The sequence below is a fragment of the Sphingomonas sp. UYAg733 genome, assembly GCF_054057355.1.
This window is the reverse complement of sequence record NZ_JBSRZE010000015.1, coordinates 1-17,592: the sequence shown is the minus strand read 5'-3', so window position 1 is coordinate 17,592 and position 17,592 is coordinate 1. Positions and strand designations below refer to the sequence as shown.

Below are 17,592 nucleotides of genomic sequence, written 5' to 3'. Positions count from 1 at the left end.
TTTACGCGGCTGACACGGCCATCCCTCGTTGGGCTGCCGCATTTTCCGTGCGCCGCCGCATTTCGGGCATGACATCATGTCAGGGTCAAGAACCAATCCGGTCAGTCGGTGGCGAGCGCCGCCCTGAGTCGTTCCCGGGCGCGGCGAAGGCGGGTTTCGACCGCTTTTTCAGTGATTCCCAGCGCCGCTGCAGTCTCGGCCTGACTCAATCCCTCGATCGTCCGGAGCACGATCGGCTCGCGGATCGGTCCCGGCAACTCGGATATCGCGCGCAACGTTCGGGCCAGCTCCTGACGGTCGGCGGCCTCGACATCGTGTCCAGGCCTGTCGTCCGCAACCAAATCGATCGGATTGTCACCTGCGCCAAAGGGCAACAGCATGCGCCTGACGATGCGCCGGCGAATTCGGTCGCGGCACCGGTTGAGCGCGATGCGCGCGAGCCAAGGCCGCATCGGCCGGGCCAGATCGAACCGGCGCAGCGCCCGGTGCGCAGCGACGAACGTCTCCTGAACCACGTCCAGCGCATCGTCTGGATTCGCAAGACTGGCGAACGCTACCCGGTAAAGTGCATCCCGGTGGCGGCGAACGATCTCGGCAAACGCGTTGTCGCGCCCCGCCACGCTGAGCGTGGCGAGTTCGCCATCGGAAAGAGTTGGGAAGTCCAGACTCACCGACCTTCGTCGGTTAGCGCCTTCGTCACCGCCCCGTCGAAGCGTGCCGCTTGATCAGGCCGCAACAGCTGTCGCATCGCGAATACATGCGACAGGGTTTCCTTCTGCAGTCTGCCCATCGCTTCGTGTGAGCGATCGACCGCGGCGGCCACTTTTGGACCGTAACCATGCTCGGCCTCGATCGCCTCGGCGATGAGCGTGTTGTCGGCCCGCAGCTCGAACTCCACGGCCCTTCGCCGCACCGCAAACTGACGTTCGAGCGCATCGATCCGGGCCCTTTGCGCGGCATCGAGGTCGAGATGATCATGCAGGATATCGTGCAGCTCCGCACCCGGACCCTCGCCATGCGTGACGAGGCCTCGACCGACGAACACCCCCGCGAGAGCCGCAAGAAACGCGGCCGCGACGATCAACAGCGTACGGTGGCTCGTGGTCACTGGCCGCCCTCCAACAGCGTCGAAGGTGCGAGCGGTGCCGCCGCGCCGAACGGCGCAAGGGGAGAGGCCCGCGCCGGCGTTGGCGTGGCAAGCGTGGTTGAAGCGACGATTCCCATAGCCAGCGCACCGAACGTGGCGACGGCACCGATCCGGGCGCCGCGCCGGGCGTCACCGGCATCGCTCGCAAGCCGGGCCAGCACGACGGCATCAAGGCCGGTCAGGCGGGGGTCCAGCGGCATTGCCGCCACGCCGGCGAGTGCTCTGTCGAGATCATCGTGCATGTCTGTTCCTCCGCCCCCGTGCGCAATGATACGCATTCGCGCACGCAATCCCTCGCCCTTGACCGAATGAGGGATGATAGATGCTACTGCGTATTGGCAGGCGTCGGCGTTTCCGTCGACCTCTGAGGAGATCAAGATGTTTCGCAAGATGACCGTTGCCGCGATCGCCGCCACCGCGTTTTTTGCCGGCCCGGCGCAGGCCCATCCCAAGCTGGTTTCATCCACCCCGGCCGCGAACGCCAACGGGGTCGCGCCAAAGCACGTGGACCTGCATTTCTCCGAAAAGCTGATGGCGAAGTTCTCGGGCGCCGAGCTCGTGATGGTCGACATGCCCGGCATGGCGATGAAGACGCCGATGAAGATGCCCGCCACCGCGTCGGTCGGCGGCGACGGCAAGACGCTTTCCGTAGTGCCCGCCAGGCCGCTGCCGGCCGGAACTTATCGTGTCGACTACCACATCGTGTCGACGGACACCCACCGAGTGACTGGCAGCCTAGTCTTCCGCGTCAAATAGGTGGACGTCGGTCTGCTGCTGATCGCCGCGCGCTGGATTGTCTACGCAGCCTTGCTGTCTGCGTTCGGGGTCAGCCTGTTCGGGGTGCAATCGGCACACCGGCTGCAAAGCGGGGCAGGCGCGTTCGCAATGCCAGGCCCGCTTCTTGCGGGCCTGGCCGCGGCAGGTTTCGTTGCCTCCATCGCCCAGATCGTGGCGATGGCGGCGGCGATGGCCGGCATCGGCATCGGCGATATCGACCTGCAAACCCTTCTTGATCTCGTCCTTGGGACAGCGGTCGGATATGCGTGGCTGACGCGGGTTGCCGCACTGCTCTGCCTCGCGCTCGCGGGGGGATTGCTGTACAATCGCCCGTCGGCAATGCTGGCGGTCGCGCTCGGAGCATCCGGCATTGCCACGGCCACGCTCGCCTGGACAGGACACGGTGCGATGGATGATGGGGCACGGGGCTGGGTGCACCTTGGTGCGGACATGCTCCATCTGCTCGCAGCAGGCGGCTGGCTGGGGGCGATCGCGGCGCTGATCTTGCTGCTGCGCCCGTCTATGGCGGCCATGCCATCCGGCGTGGCCCAGGCTCATCGCGCGCTTGAGCGCTTCTCGACGATGGGGGCGATGTTCGTGGGTGTGGTTCTGGCCACGGGGATCGTCAACACCTGGCTCATCATTGGCCCTGAGAATTTCGTCAAGCTGCCGACAGTGCTTTATGGCCAGTTGCTGATCGCCAAGGTGGCGTTGTTCGCAACGATGCTCACGCTCGCCGCGGCCAATCGGTTTCGGCTCGTGCCGGCGCTCGCGAAGGTGATCGCGACAGGAGATAATCGCGCGGCGCTCCACGCAATGCGCCGCAGCCTCCTGCTAGAGCTTGGCTGCGCGATCGTCATCCTTGCCCTGGTCGCCTGGCTCGGAACGCTGGAACCCCTTGCCGTCACACCATTGTAAATGCGCTCCGATCGTATTCGGCGTGCCGATCGACGCCGATGCGTCGAACCGGGATAGCCGTTCGTCCTGCACCCCGATGCCTCTCCCCAGCGTCGCGATGGGGCAGAAGCACTGCAGCCGAGGGGTGAGAAGGCCGAGCGCGTACTGGGTATAGACGTGCTCGACGATCGCAATTGATGCGGCTTGACTCTGACATCATGTCAGACACCATATTGCATCGGGCCAGGAGGATTCTTTCCATGACCGATGTTCATTCTCATTCTTCGTGTTGCTCGCAAGGCGTGACCACGGCGGCGGCTGTGGTGGTCGATCCGGTTTGCGGTATGACCGTGGATCCGGCAACGACACCGCACCATGCCGACCATGCCGGGCAGTCTTTCCATTTCTGCAGTGCCGGATGCCGCGTAAAGTTCATCGCTCATCCAGACACATACCTGCACGACGTACCAAGGGTCCAACCGGTTGCCGCGCCTGGCGATATATGGACCTGTCCGATGCATCCGCAGATTCGCCGGGAGGGGCCGGGCAGCTGCCCGATTTGCGGCATGGGGCTCGAGCCAGAGGCACCGTCGCTCGACGATCGCCCCAATCCGGAACTCACAGACTTCACCCGACGGACTTGGGTGGCGGGAATCCTGACTGTTCCGCTGCTCGCCGTCTCGATGCTCGCCGAAATGCTTGGGGTCGAGTTTCTGCCGCCCAGCATATCGCCTTGGGTCCAGCTCGCGCTGACGGCACCCATCGTCCTCTGGGCTGGATGGCCGTTCTTCGAGCGCGGCTGGACGTCGATCCGTACCTGGCAGCTCAACATGTTCACGCTGGTATCGGTCGGCGTGGGGGCGGCGTTCGCCTATAGCGTGGTGGCCACGCTCGCCCCGGGGCTCTTCCCCGCATCCTTTCGCATGCACGGCATCGTGCCCGTCTATTATGAGGCAGCGGGCGTTGTGGTGACGCTGGTGCTGCTGGGGCAGGTGCTCGAACTGCGCGCCCGCGCCGCGACCGGCCGCGCAATCCGCGCCCTCATGAACCTCGCGCCGAAGACCGCGCGGCGCATGAACGCGGATGGCGCGGACGAGGAGGTCCCGCTTGCCGACGTGGTCGCAGGTGACCGGCTTCGTGTCCGGCCCGGCGAAGCCATCCCGGTTGATGGTATTGTGATTGAGGGTCGTTCGGCGGTCGACGAGTCGATGCTCACGGGCGAGCCTGCGCCCGTGCCGAAGGAAGCGGAGGCAAGCGTTACTGGCGGGACGATGAACGGCACGGGCAGCCTGTTGATCGAGGCGCGCGCGGTTGGCTCGGACACGGTTCTTGCGCGTATCGTGCGAATGGTCGCCGACGCGCAGCGCAGCCGCGCACCGATCCAGGCGGTTGCCGACCGCATTTCAGGCTGGTTCGTGCCGCTCGTGGTACTCGTAGCCATCGTCACGTTCATCGTGTGGAATCTGGTCGGCCCGGAACCGCGCTTTGGTCATGCGCTGCTCAACGCGATCGCGGTCCTGATTATCGCTTGCCCCTGCGCGCTCGGGCTCGCCACGCCGATGTCGATCATGGTGGGTACCGGTCGCGGCGCCCATGCCGGCGTGCTGGTCAAGAATGCGGAAGCGCTACAGGCGCTCGACCAGATCGACACGTTGGTTATCGACAAGACCGGCACGCTGACCGAAGGACGGCCGAAGCTGGTCGCCACCGAGACGCTGGACAAGGGCGATCCCAAGGCGATGCTGGCGCTGGCCGCAGCGCTTGAGGCACAATCAGAGCATGCGCTCGCCGAGGCAATCATCACAGGAGCGAGGGACGCTGGTCTCCGGCTGGAGGGGGTCGAAGACTTTCAGTCGCAAACCGGTCTTGGAGTCAGCGGCCGCGTTGGCGGGCAGGACGTGGTCGTCGGAAATGCGGAACAGATGCGGCGGGTTGGGATCGACCCGGCGCCGGTCGAGGCCGCCGCCAACCTCCATCGCCGGGACGGTGCGGGCGTGATGTTCGTCGCTATCGATGGCAAGCTCGCCGGTTTGCTGGCGGTCGCGGACCCGATCAAGGAGTCCGCGCGCGCAGCGATCGCGGCGTTGCACGCTGAGGGTCTGCGCATCGTCATGCTGACCGGGGACAGTCTTGCGACTGCAGAGGCGGTTGCGCGACGCATCGGCGGCATTGACGAGGTGCGCGCCGATCTGCTGCCCGAGGACAAGGCGAGAATCATCGGCGAGCTGAAGGCCGCCGGCGCGAAGGTCGCGATGGCCGGCGACGGAGTCAACGACGCGCCCGCGCTCGCCGCTGCAGATGTGGGGATTGCAATGGGAACCGGCACCGATGTTGCGATCGAGAGTGCCGGTATGACTCTGACCAAAGGCGACTTGGCGGCGATGGTCCGGGCGCGGCGACTTGCCCGCGCGACGATGCGCAACATCCGCCAGAACCTGTTTTTTTCGTTCCTGTTCAACGGTATCGGAGTGCCAATCGCGGCCGGCGTGCTTTATCCCGTCGCGGGGATTCTGTTGTCGCCGATGTTCGCGGGCGCGGCCATGGCGTTGTCCTCCTTTACAGTCGTGCTCAACGCACTGCGGCTGAACGGGGTGAAACTGTGAAGATCGGCGCGGCGTCGAGCGCCAGCGGCGTGTCGCAAAGGATGATCCGCCACTATGAGGCGATTGGTCTGATCGAAGCCGCGCCGCGACGGGATTCAGGCTATCGCGATTATTCCGACACGGACGTCCACCGGCTGAGATTCATCGCCAATGCGCGTGATCTCGGCTTTCCGATCGAGGAGATCCGATCACTGCTCAGTCTCTGGTCCAACGGCAATCGGGAGAGTGCGGAAGTCAAGCGTCTCGCGCTCGATCGGGCGGCTGAACTGCACCGCAAAGCGCGTGCGCTTGAAGCAATGCGGACAACCTTGGTCCACCTCGCCGAACGGTGTCACGGCAATGATCGTCCCGATTGTCCGATCATCGAAGCCCTGGAAACAAATTGATGGCGAAGCGCCACGGCGCAATGCGATCATAAATCGGCCAAGCCAGAGCTCCGTCGCACGCCCGTTCAGCCTCAAGCACCAAGATAACCGAGAAAGGCCAATCGCTTCGCGTGGCAACTACGCTTTGTCCGGTCCGCTTCATCTTGTATAGACAGGTGATGAGAATATTCGAAACTGCGCGTCCAGATTTACCCGATGTCGCAGACGCTGGCCCCAATCGAACCAGCGCGGAGATGAAAGATAAGCCAGCCGCGCCGCGCTATCTCGCAATCAAGCAGTTCATAACCGACGCGATTCGTCGTGGCGCGCTGAAGCCCGGTGACCGCGTGCTTTCGGAAGCCGAACTGGTGGCGCAGTTCAGCGTGTCGCGCATGACGGCCAACCGGGCGCTGCGCGAACTGCAGACCGCCGGCTTGTTGGTGCGGCGTGCCGGGATCGGGTCGTTCATCGCCGAGCCAAAGCCAATCGGGCACATGATCGAAATCCGCAATATAGCGGACGAGGTGCGCGCGCGAGGGCACGATTACCGGGCTCGGGTGATCCAGAACGCCTCGGAAAAAGCGACGCAGGAGACCGCCGCTCTACTCAACGTGGCGGTCGGAACCCGCCTGTTCCATTCGATCATTGTTCATCACGAAGCCGAGTTTCCCATCCAGCTCGAAGAACGCGTTGTCCTTGCGTCGATAGCACCCGATTATGGCGACATCGATTTCACGAAAACCACGCCTAACGAGTATCTGACCCGGATCGCCCCGCTCGAACGTGTCGCACACCGCGTCAGAGCGACGATGCCCGACGCACGAACCCGGAGTCTGCTGGGACTGAACGAACTCGAACCCGTCCTCCTTTTGACGCGGCAGACCTGGAGCCGGTCGCGTCTCGTCTCACATGCCTGGTTGACCCATCCCGGGAGCCGGTTCGAGCTTTCCGCCGCATTCTCCGTCGCGCACGATTGATGCACGACGATTAAACAGCGGAGACCGCCGGCTTGGCGCGAGCTTTGTGACGGCGCAGCCAGCGGAAGTCGGTGCGGCGGAAGCTCTTGAACAACAGGTAGAAGCCGGTGCCGGAGAGCCACAGCGCGCCAAAGGCGATGAAGATGATGAGCGGATGATTGAAGCTCGTACGGTTTACATAATCCATGTTGTGCAGCATCCAGAAGAAGTCCCAGGTCCGCCACGTGTCGCCGCGCATCACGAGAAACCGGCCTGTCTCCGCCGACACATAGGCGCTGCTGTTGACCGGATCGGTAAAGTTGACTCGCCACATCGGTCCGGAATGCTCGCGCGCCTCGAGATTTGGCTTTTCGAGGGCCTCGACACCGCGAACGGGCGCTTCATTCATTGTCGATGCCACGGCTCTGGCCATTGCGGCATCGACCTTCACCGGCGTTCCGTTCGTGGCGTCCGCAAGAAGCAGGCCCCTGGTCGTGCGCAGTTCGTAAACAGGCCGGCCGGCGAGATCGCGGAGCGTCACTCCAGAAACCAGGCCCATGCCAGTGATTGCCGCCGGCGCGATGAACGGGCCGTCCGCGGGAAGCGGATGGGCATGCTCCATCACGGCATCATGGCCGCCGACCTCGCCCTTGTCGAGCAGCGCCATCACCGAGCCACTCAGCGCCCAGAGCAGGAACTGAAGACCGAGGATCAGCCCGATCCATTTATGAATGCGGCGGAACAGCAGCGGGGAAAGGCGGATACGTTTCATGCCGCGACCTTTTTCTTTTTCCTGCGGCCGGAGAAAGACCAGACCAGCAGCCATGCCCCGCTCAACGCCATCGCAAGGGCGCTCCAGGTTGCGACCCGAAGAAGTGGATTATTGACGTCGGTGCGGTTCTCATAATCCATGATGTGAAGCATCCAGGCGAAGTCGAAGACTCGCCACAGCAGATGCCGGCGCGAGATCAGCTCGCCCGTCTCCGGCGAGAGATAGAGCGTCGGCCGGTTCCAGCCGGCAAATTCGACCTGCCAGTAAGGCGGCTTGCGCGATTGCATTTCGAGCGGCGCCCTGGTCAGCAGACTGACGGCGACGATGTCCCCCCTGCCGGTATAGATTCTGCGAGCGAGCACACGGATCTGCCGTTCGGTCGGAGCGGCCAGGCGTTGACCGGTTTTCGCGTCGTACAGCACTGGCCCTTCCGGTGTCTCCGCTCGCCAGACCGGCTGGTCGAACAGCCGTTGCAACCGCACTTCGGACGTGCCCGCCGCCGCCGCCACGATCATTGACGGCGGGGCGAGGGCGGCGAGGTCATAGGACTGGGCGACAGGTGCACGGACAAGATCGTCACCATGGATCGTATCGATGTGGACGACGACCATGTAAAATCCAGTCAATGTCCACAGCACGACCTGGATGCCGACGAATAGGGCAATCCATTTGTGCGTTCTTCGGACGACGAGCGGCCAGCGAACCTTTGCCATTCTCCTTTTTCCCGTATCAGAACGCGGTGCGGAAACCGACATAAAACCGGCGGCCGAGCAGGTCATATGTCATGGTGTCCGTGTTGGCGTCGGTAAAGCTCTGGATATAGGGTGCCTTGCGGTTGAAGATGTTATCGACGCCGAGCTGAAAGCGGGTCTTTTTGTCGATCTCGAAGGCGATCTGCGCATTGTGATAAAAGACGTTGGGCGTCCTGTAGCCGATGTCGCCCGGGTCCGCGTTAAAGTCGGTCGCCTTGCCGATCCACTGCGTCGACCAGGTTGCAATGATCCCGTCTTTCCGGGCGGTCAGCACGCCGTAACCACGCCATTTCGGATAGCCACCATTGCCGCCGCCGATATAGCCGGCAAAGTCGATCGGAGCGCCGCCCGGGAAGGGCAGCACGACATATTTGTTGAGCCAGGTGACGTTCATATCGAGCGACACCGCGATACCGCCGACGGTGCGGTTGTAAACGAGCCCGAGATCGAGCCCGTTCATCTGCTCGCGCCCGGTGTTGATCGGCTGCGCGGACAGGTAAGTAACCTCGCCGGTCAACGGGCTGCGCGTGAAGTCATCACAAAAGGCACTCGAAAGATTGGCGCTCGCATAGCAGACCGCGAGCTTGGTCGAGCCGGGGATCGCCCGGATCGCGTCCTTGATGTCGATATCGAACCAGTCGGCGGTAAGCGACAGACCGGGAATCAGTCCCTTGGGCTGGATCACCGTGCCGATCGTCCAACTGGTCGAGCTTTCCGGCTTCAAGTCCTGATTGCCGCCCGCGGTCGTCAAGATGGTCGTGCCGAGCTGGACATAGTTGGCGGGAACGCGCGAGGCTTGGCAATTGGCGATCAACGTCGCGTTGCCGCTCGATGCGTAGCGGCTGCATGGATCGGTGGTCGTCAGATTGCCTTCGGAGACGCCGCCAAAGAGCTCGGGAACATTGGGGATGCGAAAGCCCGTGCCATAGGTTCCGCGGAGGCGGAAGCCTTCGCTGATCATCCAGTCGGCGCTCAGCTTGTAGTTCCAGTCGCTGCCGAACAGGTTATAATTGGAGTAACGCACCGCACCGTCCAGAGTCAGCGCCTTGAAGAATGGCACATTGGCGAGCACCGGCACCGAAAGTTCGAGATAGGCCTCCTTTGCGGTGCTCGATCCGGAGATCGGGTCCTGCTGGTTGGTGTTGGCGACACCGAGGACCGTGAGCGGGTCCGGATCACGCCAGCCCTTTTCCTTGCGGTAGACTGCACCGGTCGCGAACGAGACCGGCCCCGCCGGTAGTTGGAAGAGGCTGCCGGTCAGATCTGCCGTGACGGTGGCAAGCTCGTTGCCGCCCCGATCGCGCGAGGTGAACAGGATATAGTCGAGCGCGGCCGGCGTCAGGTCACCAAAGCCGAGATAGTCCGCGCACGGGATCGCAGCGCCGACCGCAAGGCTGCATTTGCTGGTATCGAGTGTGTTGGCGACGCGCTCCAGATTGGCGATGTTTGTGGATCCATCGACCGCGGTGTTGCGCCCGAAGCTGCCCGCAACTTCCCAGGCCCAGTTATTGCCGAGCTTGCCGCGCAACCCGAATGTGCCCTGCCAGGTGTCCGTCTCCTGGAAGAACTGGCGCGGACCGGGCTCGGCAAGCCGCCGCTGAATGAGCACGATATTCTGGCCGGTCGGATTGGTCGGATTGCTTGCGGCGATCGATAGGTTGCGCAGCGTTCCCGGTGTGGCGATCTGGTTTGACTTGCGGAACGTGTAGAGGAACTCGCCGAACGCCTCGACATCGTCGCTCAGGTCGTAATCCGCAAAAAAGGCGGTGCTGACGCGCTCAACCGGGCTGACCGCATTGAGGAAGGGCGCGGAATTGAAGTTATGCCTGGCCGCGCTGTAGGGCTCGTAGAAATTGCCATTCCCACCAAGCACTTGGTTGAAATTGATTTGCTGGCCATTGGGGAGCGCCGCCCGTCCACCAATGGTCGATGCGCTATTGACGCAGGAAAGCGAGCCTGGTGTCGTCTCGGCAAGCGAACAGGGCGCGCGGCTCGCCATGTTGACCGCGCTGGTCTTTTGATAAGTGACCGCCGCCATGAAGCCGCCGCGATCGTTGCGAATGCCCCAGAGCAGGTCGGCGGAGAAGTCGGAACCGTCCCCCTGCTCGGTGATGCCGTAGCGTGCGCTGACGCCAAGCCCTTCGTAATCGGTGCGGGTGACGAGATTGACGACCCCCGCCATCGCGTCGGCCCCGTAGATCGCCGATGCACCGTCCTTGAGCACATCGGTACGCGCCAACGCGACGACCGGGATCATGTTGAGGTCGGGCGATGAATTGGCGCCGGTGCCGCCGGCGACAAGGCGGCGTCCGTTCAGGAGAACGAGCGTGCGCTTGATGCCGAGGCCACGCAGGTTTACCTGTGCGGTGCCGTAACCGTTGTTCGTCCAATAGGCCGAGGTCTGGTTGCCCGCAAAGCCCGCGTTCGCGGGCAGGCGCTGGAGAACCGTCTCGATGTTGACGATGCCGGTATTTTCGATCTGCTCTGCCGAAACGACTGTTGCCGGCCCCACCCCGGCAAGATCCTGACGGCGAATCCGAGAGCCAGTGACGACGATGTCGCTGGCAGCCGCATCGCGGCTTTCAGCGGCAGCGTCGTCGCCAGCCGAATCCTGTGTTTGCGCCAGCGCGGGCATCGAAATGCCGCTGATCGTTGCCGCCCCGAGAAGCAGCGCCGCCCTCATTTTCATATGCTCGTTCCCTGTTTCGCTTCTTATTCATGACAGAGAACACTGGTTGTATATACAGGTCAATATGTATTTTTCGTATTTTATCAAATAGTTAGCTGAAATATTTTTGGGCATGGCTTGCCAACTTTAATACGCAACCATTCCCTGTATCCCTCATACTTTTGTGAATTTTTTGTCATGTTGGCTCGCAATCACGCGACAGGGCCGCTGAATTGGCGCGTCAGGCTTTCATCCGTGGACGCGCCGCCGTCGCCGCAAGCAGGCGCATCGCACGCCGGGATCGGCGGGGTATAGTCCTTTTCGGTCGCGATGATCATCTTCCGGATTGGGACTGCCTCCGTCTCCGCCAACCGTGAATCCTTTATACACCGGCGATCGCTGTGCCGATGCCGGTATAGATCAACTCGAGATCCGCATCGTCGATGCAATAAGGCGGCATGACATATATGGTATTGCCCAATGGACGGAGCAGCAGGTCGTGCAGGCCAAAGCTTGCCAGAAGCAGCGGCCCGAGGCTGGAAAGATATTCACCCTTGTCGGCCTCGACCTCGATCGCGGTGATCGTGCCGAGTGCCCGCGCATTGCGTACCGAAGGATTGTCGGACAGATCCGCAAGTCGCTTCCCCTGACGCATCGTCAGATCGGCGACTCGCTCCAGCACCGGTTCCTCGCGCCAGATGGCGAGATTGGCGTTGGCCGCCGCACAAGCGATCGGATTGGCGGTGTAACTCGATGAATGGAAGAACATCCGGGCGCGGTCGTTCGACAGATGCGCGGCGTAGATCGGTTCCGTCGCCATCGTCACGGCGAGCGGCACCGCACCGCCGGTCAGGCCCTTGGACAGGCAAAGGATATCCGGCACCACGCCCGCTTGTTCGCATGCGAGCAGCGTGCCGGTCCGGCCCCAACCGGTCATCACTTCATCGGCGATGAACAGCACGCCGTGGCGCGCGCAAATCTCGCGCATCGCCGCCAGAACCCATGCCGGATAGATCAGCATGCCGCCCGCGCCGAGGATCAGCGGTTCGACGATTAGTGCCGCAGGCTGGTCGCGACAGGCCGCCTCCAGCGCGTCGAGCGTTTCCTGCTCGCGGCCAGCGGCCGGGAAGGGCAGCGTGCCGACCTCGAACAGCAAGGGCGCATAGGCCTGATTGAACACACCGCGCGCGCCGACCGACATCGCGCCGATCGTATCGCCATGATAGCTATGTTCCAGCACCAGCAGCCGGTGGCGTGGTTCACCGCGATTGGCCCAATAACCGAGCGCCATTTTCAACGCGACCTCGACGCTGGTCGATCCGGAATCGGAGAAGAATACGCGGGTCAGTGCCGCAGGCATCATGTCGACCAGCCCCCGCGCGAGAGTTTCGGCCGGCTCGTGCGTCCACCCGGCGAAGATGATCTGGTCGAGCAATTCCGTCTGCGCCGCGATCGCCGTCATGATCCGGGGATGACAATGCCCATGCGTCGTCACCCACCAGGACGAGATGCCATCGACGATCCGGCGTCCATCGGCGGTGAAGATCGCCGCGCCCTCGGCATGGGTGACGAGCGGGATCACCTCGCTCAGCCCATGCTGGGTGAACGGATGCCAGATCGGAGAGCCGCTCAGCGGAAATCCTCCGGATCGAAGTTCGCCGCGAAGGCGGTGCGCAAGGAGTCCGGATCGAGTGTCGTCAGATACGGCAGGCGACCGAGCCGCCGCACGCCGCCGATCCGCGCGATCGTCGCTTCGCTATGCTCGGCCGCATCGCCGTTAAAGGCGATACCCAGGATCGGCACCCCGCGGTTGCGCAGCGCTTCGATCGACAACAGGCTATGGTTGATCGTACCGAGCGCGGTGCGCGCGACCAGTATGACGGGCAATTGCCATTGCGCGAACAGATCGGCGAAGACCATGTCGCCGACCAGCGGAACAAGCGCACCACCCGCGCCCTCGATCACCAGCGGCCCATGGACCGATGGCGGGATCAGGCGCCGCGGATCGATTGCGATGCCGTCGCGTTCGGCGGCGAGATCGGGCGAGCAGGGCGTTGCCAGCCGATAGGCCTCCTGCAGGATATGCTTTGTGTGCAGCCCCGACAGGTCTGCGACGGTTGCCGAATCCCCGCCGTCATCAAGGCCCGCCTGCACTGGTTTCCAGTAGAAAGCGCCAAGCGCCCCGGCCAGTGCGGCGGCGAAGATCGTCTTGCCCACATCCGTATCGGTGCCAGTGATGACGAAGCGGGCGGTCATCGCAGCGCCTGTTCGATCGCGCCGGCGAGCCGGTCGACATCGGCAATGGTCAGATTGAGTGTCAGGGAGATGCGTAGCCGCGCCGTGCCTTGCGGCACGGTCGGCGGGCGGATACCGCGAACGTCGAAACCGGCCGCTTGTACCGCCACCGCTACGCGCATCGCACGAGCATCGTCACCCAGGACCAATGGCAGAATCTGCGAGCCGGTCGGCGCGACACCACACCGCTCCAGGGCGCTTTCGGCGGCAGCGACCAATCGCCAGAGCTCGGCGCGACGTTCCGGTTCCTCGGCGAGGATGCGGAGGCTCTCGCGCACCGCGCTGGCCATCAACGGCGATGGCGCGGTCGAGAAGATGAAGGCGCGGCCGCGATTGACCAGAAAGTCCCGCACAATGGGGGGCGCGCAGACCAGCGCACCCTCACAACCGAGCGCCTTGCCGCACGTGTGCAAGGTGACGACATTATCGTGCCCCCGCAGCGCATGGGCGAGGCCGCGGCCCTGTTCGCCGAACACGCCGGTCGCATGCGCCTCATCGATCAGCAGCACGCCGTCATGCCGTTCGGCAACCGCCGCCAGCGCCTCGAGCGGCGCCTGGTCGCCGTCCATGCTGTACAGGCTTTCGACCGCGATCCACGGTCGCCCGGTGCCCCCCGCCCGCCGCCAGCGACCGATCGCGTCGTCAAAGGCGGTTGCGTCATTATGCGCGGCGGACCGGCATTCGGCACGGCCGAGCCGCATGCCTTCATGCGCGCTGGCATGGATCAATGCGTCATACACGACCAGGTCGCCACGCTGCGGCAGCGTCGCGAACAGCGCCGCATTGGCGGCATAACCGCTGGAGAAAAACAGCGCGGTTTCGGCTGCGAAGAAAGTCGCGGCCTCCGCCTCGAGCGCTTCATGCTCCGCATGGTTGCCGCGCAGCAGCCGTGATCCGCCTGACCCGATCGGCACGCCGCGCTCGATCGCTGCGGCAACCGCGTCGCGCAACCGGCGCGACGAGCCGAGCGCCAGATAATCGTTGGAAGAGACATCGATTCCCCGTCGCGGAATCAGCCGTCGCAATCGATCCTGAGTCTCGAGGCGCGCGAGATCGGCTTGGAGGTCGTCGAGGATCACGAGCGTGCCGTAGCGGCGCGATCAGGCGATGACGACCCCAAGAATCTAGGGTTATGCTGAAGGGTAACCGTTACGGTCAGCGAAACTCGACGCGTTAAACGATCAAAAGGGCGGAACGAAATTTCTGTTCAAGGTCGAAACCTCCCGGCGTTGCGTGATATCCGCCGAACGCGCCTCGACCGCTTCAAGGCGGGCAAGCTGATCTTCGACGGGGCTGCGCTCGACTCGGCCGAGATAGCGGCGGGTATCTCACTGGCCGCCGCGCTCGAAACTGCCTGGCAGGAGAACAGGCGCGACTGGCATGGTAGATGCGGTGGCCATGTTGATCTTGGCCGCCAAATCGGCTCAACCCCGCGCTGACGAATTGCGAGAGGGATGACGATGGCGGGACTATATTTCGAGCAGTTCGAGATCGGGCGGAAGTTCGTCCATGAGATCCGCCGCACGGTGACCGACATGGACAATATGCTGTTCTCGTCGCTGACCTATAATCCGGCGGCGATCCATATCGATCACGCCTACGCCGCGACGACGGAATTCGGCAAGCCGCTGATGAACTCGCTCTTCACCCTCGGCCTGGTGATCGGCCTGTCGGTGCAGGACACGACCTTCGGCACCACCGTCGCCAATCTCGGCATGAGCGAAACCATATTCCCAAAACCGGTTTTCGCCGGCGACACGATCCGTGCCGAGACCGAGGTCAAGGAGCTGCGTCCGAGCAAGTCGCGACCCGGCCAGGGCATCGTCACCTTCGAGCATATCGGTCTCAACCAGCGCGACGAGGTCATCCTGCGGACAATGCGCGCGGCGTTGATGATGAGCAAACCCGCTTAAGGCATTTGCGCCAAACGGCATCACACCTTCCGTGTAGGTGTCAGCGCTAATTGGCACGGTCTATCAGCGATAAATGACTCCCCGCGCGGCGGGATCGCGTTCCTGATTGTGATCATGAAATGGGAATGTGACGGCTTAACGGCTCAGGCCATTTGAGCGGTAGAACGCGGCCAAATCCTTGCTTAAACCGATCTGCATTTTGGGCAGGCTGATGCCGTCGATCATGTGCCGGTAGCGGCTGCGGTTGGCTTTGGTCGCGACGATGTCGTGGGTCATATCCCACTTAACGCTATCGCGCTCCCCTTCCAGCGCACCGCGCCGATCGCGCTCGAACCAGCACCGCCGCATGTAGCGATATAGGCTAGTCGCGGTGGGAGCATCGAGAAGGATTAACCCGGTAGCTCGTTCCAGCCTTTGCGGAAGCAGCCGGGAGTAGTTGCCTTCAATTACCCAGCGCTCACCACTGATCGCCGCATCGTGGAGGGCGGTGACCTCGTCTGCCGGCCGGCGCACCCAATCAGTGTGCGGGAGATGATGAAGCTGATCGAGGTGGACGACATACAAGCTCCGCGTCCGCGATATTGCCTCCGCCAGCGTAGATTTGCCGCTGTTGGACGGCCCCATGATGCAGATGCGTGACCCAAGCTCGTCCAGCGTCATGACCGCGATACCTCTCCTGACGACGCCACATGTTTGCATGGGCGGTCTCACAACGATGGTAAAACGGTAAGCCGCACTCACCGTGCCGTTGCCGTCACAGCATGCCGATATCGTGCATCCATTGCTTGACCTGCGCCGGCCATTCCCGCGAGATCGGATCGGCAGTTGGACGCATCCCGAAGGCATGGCCGCCCTTGGCGTATAGCCGCATATCGACCGGCACGCCCGCATCGCTGAGCGCCAGGGCATATGCCATCGGTTGCCGGATTGGATCGGTGGGATCGTTCATGGCGTGTAGGATCAAGGTCGGCGGGGCTTTGGGACTGATGGTCACCCAAGGCTTAAGTTCGAGACTATTCCTCCCCTTGCTGTCATCCAACATACGGGCTGTGTACGCGACGATCGCGAAGTCGGGCCGTGGCGATAGCCGGTCAGCTGCGTCCGCAAGCGCATAGGAGCGTTCTTCGTTGTTGCTCATGTTTGCCGCGAGATAGGCACCCGCCGAAAAGCCGATCACGCCGATCTTGCGCGGATCGATCCCGTAGGACGATGCCCGCTGTCGCAGCAGCCCCATCGCGCGCTGAGCGTCCTCCAGACCCAATAGCACTTTGGGCCGCTGCTGCTTGCCATTTTTCCTCGGCCACGCTTGTGGCACCCGATATTTCAGCACGGCGCAGGTCATACCCTGCTGCACCACCCAATCGCAGATTTCCGTGCCTTCCAGATCGGTCGCGATGACCTCAAAGCCGCCGCCCGGCAGGACCAACATGGCTGTCCCTATATTGCGTCCCTTCGGCCGATAGATCGTCATGGTAGGCCGGGTGACATAGCTCGCCCAATACCATTTGCGCCCTCCGACAAGGCCCGTGCCATTACCGGTCCCCTCGGGACGGTCGCCAGAGTCCGGTTTGGCGAGAGGTATGCTCGCCGGCCAGAGCGGCATTTGAACACCACTCCCGGTGGCCCGCCATATGCCGACCCGCTCGTTTTTCGGAAGGACCGCCTTCGCCGGTGAAGTGTCGGGCTTGCTGACCTGACCGCAAGCTGCGCCAGCGATGCCAATCGCAAGGAGAGAGGGCACGACGAAACCGAACCGTGACAAACCATATCTCCTTCTTTGAGGGTGCAATCCGCGCTTTGAAATCAGGCTGATTGCAGGAGCGGAGACTAGCGACCGATGCACTTTGCGCAAATAGATAGCTTCCCAAAAGGGAAGATTCTGTGGGATGGCCGGGGCAAGGTCATGCTGCCTTTACCGCAAGCGCGGCGGGTTGGCGTCCAAGTGTTCGATAAACGGTTGGACGCGATATCGAGAACACCTCGGCGAGATCGCTAATCGAATAGTCGTTGGTGTCGTACATGCGGCGCAACTCCTTCTGCTGCCGCTCTGAGAGCTTGGGCTTCTCGCCGCGCGGAGCTTCCCCTTGGATCGTGCAACTGCCATCCCTTCACGGGTTCGTATGCGGATCAGGTCCGCCTCGAACTCGGCGAAGGTGGCGAGAATATTGTGAGGCTCGGCTTTTGGCGGATTTCCGTGCCTCGACAGTTCAGCCAGCAACCGTCCGCTGAACGATCCTCTTTCGGACGGGGTAGACCACCATGATCGATAATCGAAAGCTAGAACCGGGAAGTGGCGAAGTTGCGAAACGGATGGCCGTGCTTCGCCGGCACCTCCATGATGCGGTGCCGCTGGGCTACGGGATTCACGGAAGTTGGTGAGCGATGAGGAAGCCTGAGAGGACGGCGGCGAATTGCCTCCATCCTTGTGCCATGGTTTTGGGTCCTGG

Annotated in this window: 20 protein-coding genes and 1 pseudogene; 7 read left to right on the top strand and 14 right to left on the bottom strand. The window is 62.9% G+C overall.

Features of this window, described 5'->3' with window-relative positions:
• Positions 1-101: 101 nt before the first annotated feature.
• The 3 genes from ACVWZA_RS18030 to ACVWZA_RS18020 are packed head-to-tail and all read right to left on the bottom strand — an operon-like array spanning position 102 to position 1,389.
• The gene (locus ACVWZA_RS18030) at positions 102-671 is read right to left on the bottom strand and encodes an RNA polymerase sigma factor (protein ID WP_457312738.1); all 570 of its coding nucleotides are present in this window, start codon (positions 669-671) and stop codon (positions 102-104) included.
• Complete coding sequence (locus ACVWZA_RS18025) at positions 668-1,087, bottom strand: periplasmic heavy metal sensor (RefSeq protein ID WP_457312796.1); 420 nt, start codon at positions 1,085-1,087, stop codon at positions 668-670. The genes ACVWZA_RS18030 and ACVWZA_RS18025 overlap by 4 nt, the downstream gene beginning before the upstream one ends.
• A 17-nt stretch (positions 1,088-1,104) precedes the next feature.
• Entirely contained in the window at positions 1,105-1,389 is a 285-nt protein-coding gene (locus ACVWZA_RS18020; protein WP_457312737.1) for a hypothetical protein, read from the bottom strand.
• A gap of 136 nt (positions 1,390-1,525) precedes the next feature.
• On the opposite strand from ACVWZA_RS18020, the gene copC reads away from it, so the two are divergent.
• Both copC and copD read left to right on the top strand, forming a co-directional pair.
• On the top strand, positions 1,526-1,903 hold the full coding sequence (gene copC / locus ACVWZA_RS18015) for a copper homeostasis periplasmic binding protein CopC (RefSeq protein WP_457312736.1): 378 nt from the start codon (positions 1,526-1,528) through the stop codon (positions 1,901-1,903).
• Entirely contained in the window at positions 1,904-2,842 is a 939-nt protein-coding gene (copD, locus tag ACVWZA_RS18010; protein ID WP_457312734.1) for a copper homeostasis membrane protein CopD, read from the top strand.
• Positions 2,843-3,042: 200 nt separating this feature from the next.
• Here copD and ACVWZA_RS18005 read toward each other — a convergent pair whose 3' ends face one another.
• Positions 3,043-3,264, bottom strand: a complete 222-nt coding sequence (locus ACVWZA_RS18005; RefSeq protein WP_457312798.1) for a hypothetical protein — start codon at positions 3,262-3,264, stop codon at positions 3,043-3,045.
• Between ACVWZA_RS18005 and ACVWZA_RS18000 the strand changes: the two genes are divergently transcribed.
• The 3 genes from ACVWZA_RS18000 to hutC all read left to right on the top strand — a co-directional run bounded on the left by ACVWZA_RS18000 (position 3,166) and on the right by hutC (position 6,766).
• Positions 3,166-5,424, top strand: coding sequence for a heavy metal translocating P-type ATPase (locus tag ACVWZA_RS18000; RefSeq protein ID WP_457312794.1), 2,259 nt, complete (start codon positions 3,166-3,168; stop codon positions 5,422-5,424). The genes ACVWZA_RS18005 and ACVWZA_RS18000 overlap by 99 nt on opposite strands.
• Positions 5,421-5,810 carry a Cu(I)-responsive transcriptional regulator gene (gene cueR, locus ACVWZA_RS17995; protein WP_457312733.1) on the top strand — a complete coding sequence of 130 codons (390 nt, stop codon included), beginning with the start codon at positions 5,421-5,423 and terminating at the stop codon, positions 5,808-5,810. Before ACVWZA_RS18000 ends, cueR begins: the two co-directional genes overlap by 4 nt.
• Positions 5,811-6,043: 233 nt before the next feature.
• Complete coding sequence (gene hutC / locus ACVWZA_RS17990; RefSeq protein ID WP_457312732.1) at positions 6,044-6,766, top strand: histidine utilization repressor; 723 nt, start codon at positions 6,044-6,046, stop codon at positions 6,764-6,766.
• 10 nt (positions 6,767-6,776) lie between these two features.
• Here the strand turns inward: hutC and ACVWZA_RS17985 are convergent, their stop codons facing one another.
• From ACVWZA_RS17985 to ACVWZA_RS17960, 6 genes are all read right to left on the bottom strand, one after another.
• Complete coding sequence (locus tag ACVWZA_RS17985) at positions 6,777-7,517, bottom strand: PepSY domain-containing protein (RefSeq protein ID WP_457312731.1); 741 nt, start codon at positions 7,515-7,517, stop codon at positions 6,777-6,779.
• Positions 7,514-8,230: a hypothetical protein gene (locus ACVWZA_RS17980; RefSeq protein ID WP_457312730.1), complete on the bottom strand. Its 717-nt coding sequence runs from the start codon at positions 8,228-8,230 to the stop codon at positions 7,514-7,516. Before ACVWZA_RS17980 ends, ACVWZA_RS17985 begins: the two co-directional genes overlap by 4 nt.
• Positions 8,231-8,246: 16 nt before the next feature.
• A complete protein-coding gene (locus tag ACVWZA_RS17975) occupies positions 8,247-10,958 on the bottom strand; it encodes a TonB-dependent receptor domain-containing protein (RefSeq protein WP_457312729.1) in 2,712 nt (903 codons plus the stop codon).
• A 361-nt stretch (positions 10,959-11,319) separates the two neighbouring features.
• Positions 11,320-12,570 carry an adenosylmethionine--8-amino-7-oxononanoate transaminase gene (locus ACVWZA_RS17970; RefSeq protein WP_457312793.1) on the bottom strand — a complete coding sequence of 417 codons (1,251 nt, stop codon included), beginning with the start codon at positions 12,568-12,570 and terminating at the stop codon, positions 11,320-11,322.
• A complete protein-coding gene (bioD, locus tag ACVWZA_RS17965; RefSeq protein ID WP_457312728.1) occupies positions 12,567-13,193 on the bottom strand; it encodes a dethiobiotin synthase in 627 nt (208 codons plus the stop codon). The genes ACVWZA_RS17970 and bioD overlap by 4 nt, the downstream gene beginning before the upstream one ends.
• Positions 13,190-14,308 carry an 8-amino-7-oxononanoate synthase gene (locus tag ACVWZA_RS17960; RefSeq protein WP_457312792.1) on the bottom strand — a complete coding sequence of 373 codons (1,119 nt, stop codon included), beginning with the start codon at positions 14,306-14,308 and terminating at the stop codon, positions 13,190-13,192. Before ACVWZA_RS17960 ends, bioD begins: the two co-directional genes overlap by 4 nt.
• A gap of 153 nt (positions 14,309-14,461) precedes the next feature.
• Between ACVWZA_RS17960 and ACVWZA_RS17955 the strand changes: the two genes are divergently transcribed.
• Positions 14,462-14,671, top strand: coding sequence for a hypothetical protein (locus ACVWZA_RS17955; protein WP_457312727.1), 210 nt, complete (start codon positions 14,462-14,464; stop codon positions 14,669-14,671).
• A 21-nt stretch (positions 14,672-14,692) separates the two neighbouring features.
• Complete coding sequence (locus tag ACVWZA_RS17950; protein WP_457312726.1) at positions 14,693-15,145, top strand: MaoC family dehydratase; 453 nt, start codon at positions 14,693-14,695, stop codon at positions 15,143-15,145.
• A 135-nt stretch (positions 15,146-15,280) separates the two neighbouring features.
• Here ACVWZA_RS17950 and ACVWZA_RS17945 read toward each other — a convergent pair whose 3' ends face one another.
• The 4 genes and pseudogenes from ACVWZA_RS17945 to ACVWZA_RS17930 all read right to left on the bottom strand — a co-directional run.
• Positions 15,281-15,805: an AAA family ATPase gene (locus ACVWZA_RS17945; RefSeq protein ID WP_457312725.1), complete on the bottom strand. Its 525-nt coding sequence runs from the start codon at positions 15,803-15,805 to the stop codon at positions 15,281-15,283.
• A 94-nt stretch (positions 15,806-15,899) separates the two neighbouring features.
• Positions 15,900-16,616 carry an alpha/beta hydrolase gene (locus tag ACVWZA_RS17940; RefSeq protein ID WP_457312791.1) on the bottom strand — a complete coding sequence of 239 codons (717 nt, stop codon included), beginning with the start codon at positions 16,614-16,616 and terminating at the stop codon, positions 15,900-15,902.
• A gap of 430 nt (positions 16,617-17,046) precedes the next feature.
• Positions 17,047-17,166, bottom strand: a complete 120-nt coding sequence (locus ACVWZA_RS17935; protein ID WP_457312724.1) for a hypothetical protein — start codon at positions 17,164-17,166, stop codon at positions 17,047-17,049.
• A 98-nt stretch (positions 17,167-17,264) separates the two neighbouring features.
• Positions 17,265-17,363 (bottom strand): annotated as a pseudogene (locus ACVWZA_RS17930) (hypothetical protein); the annotation flags it as partial.
• Positions 17,364-17,592: the final 229 nt, after the last annotated feature.

What these genes read in the sequence shown, in the direction of transcription:
- ACVWZA_RS17980 (WP_457312730.1), bottom strand. Translation starts at nt 8,230, where the DNA reads ATGGCAAAGGTTCGCTGGCCGCTCGTCGTCCGAAGAACGCACAAATGG.
- ACVWZA_RS18000 (WP_457312794.1), top strand. Translation starts at nt 3,166, where the DNA reads ATGACCGTGGATCCGGCAACGACACCGCACCATGCCGACCATGCCGGG.
- ACVWZA_RS17985 (WP_457312731.1), bottom strand. Translation starts at nt 7,517, where the DNA reads ATGAAACGTATCCGCCTTTCCCCGCTGCTGTTCCGCCGCATTCATAAA.
- ACVWZA_RS17935 (WP_457312724.1), bottom strand. Translation starts at nt 17,166, where the DNA reads ATGTACGACACCAACGACTATTCGATTAGCGATCTCGCCGAGGTGTTC.
- ACVWZA_RS17945 (WP_457312725.1), bottom strand. Translation starts at nt 15,805, where the DNA reads ATGACGCTGGACGAGCTTGGGTCACGCATCTGCATCATGGGGCCGTCC.
- bioD (WP_457312728.1), bottom strand. Translation starts at nt 13,193, where the DNA reads ATGACCGCCCGCTTCGTCATCACTGGCACCGATACGGATGTGGGCAAG.
- ACVWZA_RS17940 (WP_457312791.1), bottom strand. Translation starts at nt 16,616, where the DNA reads ATGACGATCTATCGGCCGAAGGGACGCAATATAGGGACAGCCATGTTG.
- copC (WP_457312736.1), top strand. Translation starts at nt 1,526, where the DNA reads ATGTTTCGCAAGATGACCGTTGCCGCGATCGCCGCCACCGCGTTTTTT.
- ACVWZA_RS18005 (WP_457312798.1), bottom strand. Translation starts at nt 3,264, where the DNA reads ATGAGCGATGAACTTTACGCGGCATCCGGCACTGCAGAAATGGAAAGA.
- ACVWZA_RS17975 (WP_457312729.1), bottom strand. Translation starts at nt 10,958, where the DNA reads ATGAAAATGAGGGCGGCGCTGCTTCTCGGGGCGGCAACGATCAGCGGC.
- ACVWZA_RS18020 (WP_457312737.1), bottom strand. Translation starts at nt 1,389, where the DNA reads ATGCACGATGATCTCGACAGAGCACTCGCCGGCGTGGCGGCAATGCCG.
- ACVWZA_RS17950 (WP_457312726.1), top strand. Translation starts at nt 14,693, where the DNA reads ATGGCGGGACTATATTTCGAGCAGTTCGAGATCGGGCGGAAGTTCGTC.
- hutC (WP_457312732.1), top strand. Translation starts at nt 6,044, where the DNA reads ATGAAAGATAAGCCAGCCGCGCCGCGCTATCTCGCAATCAAGCAGTTC.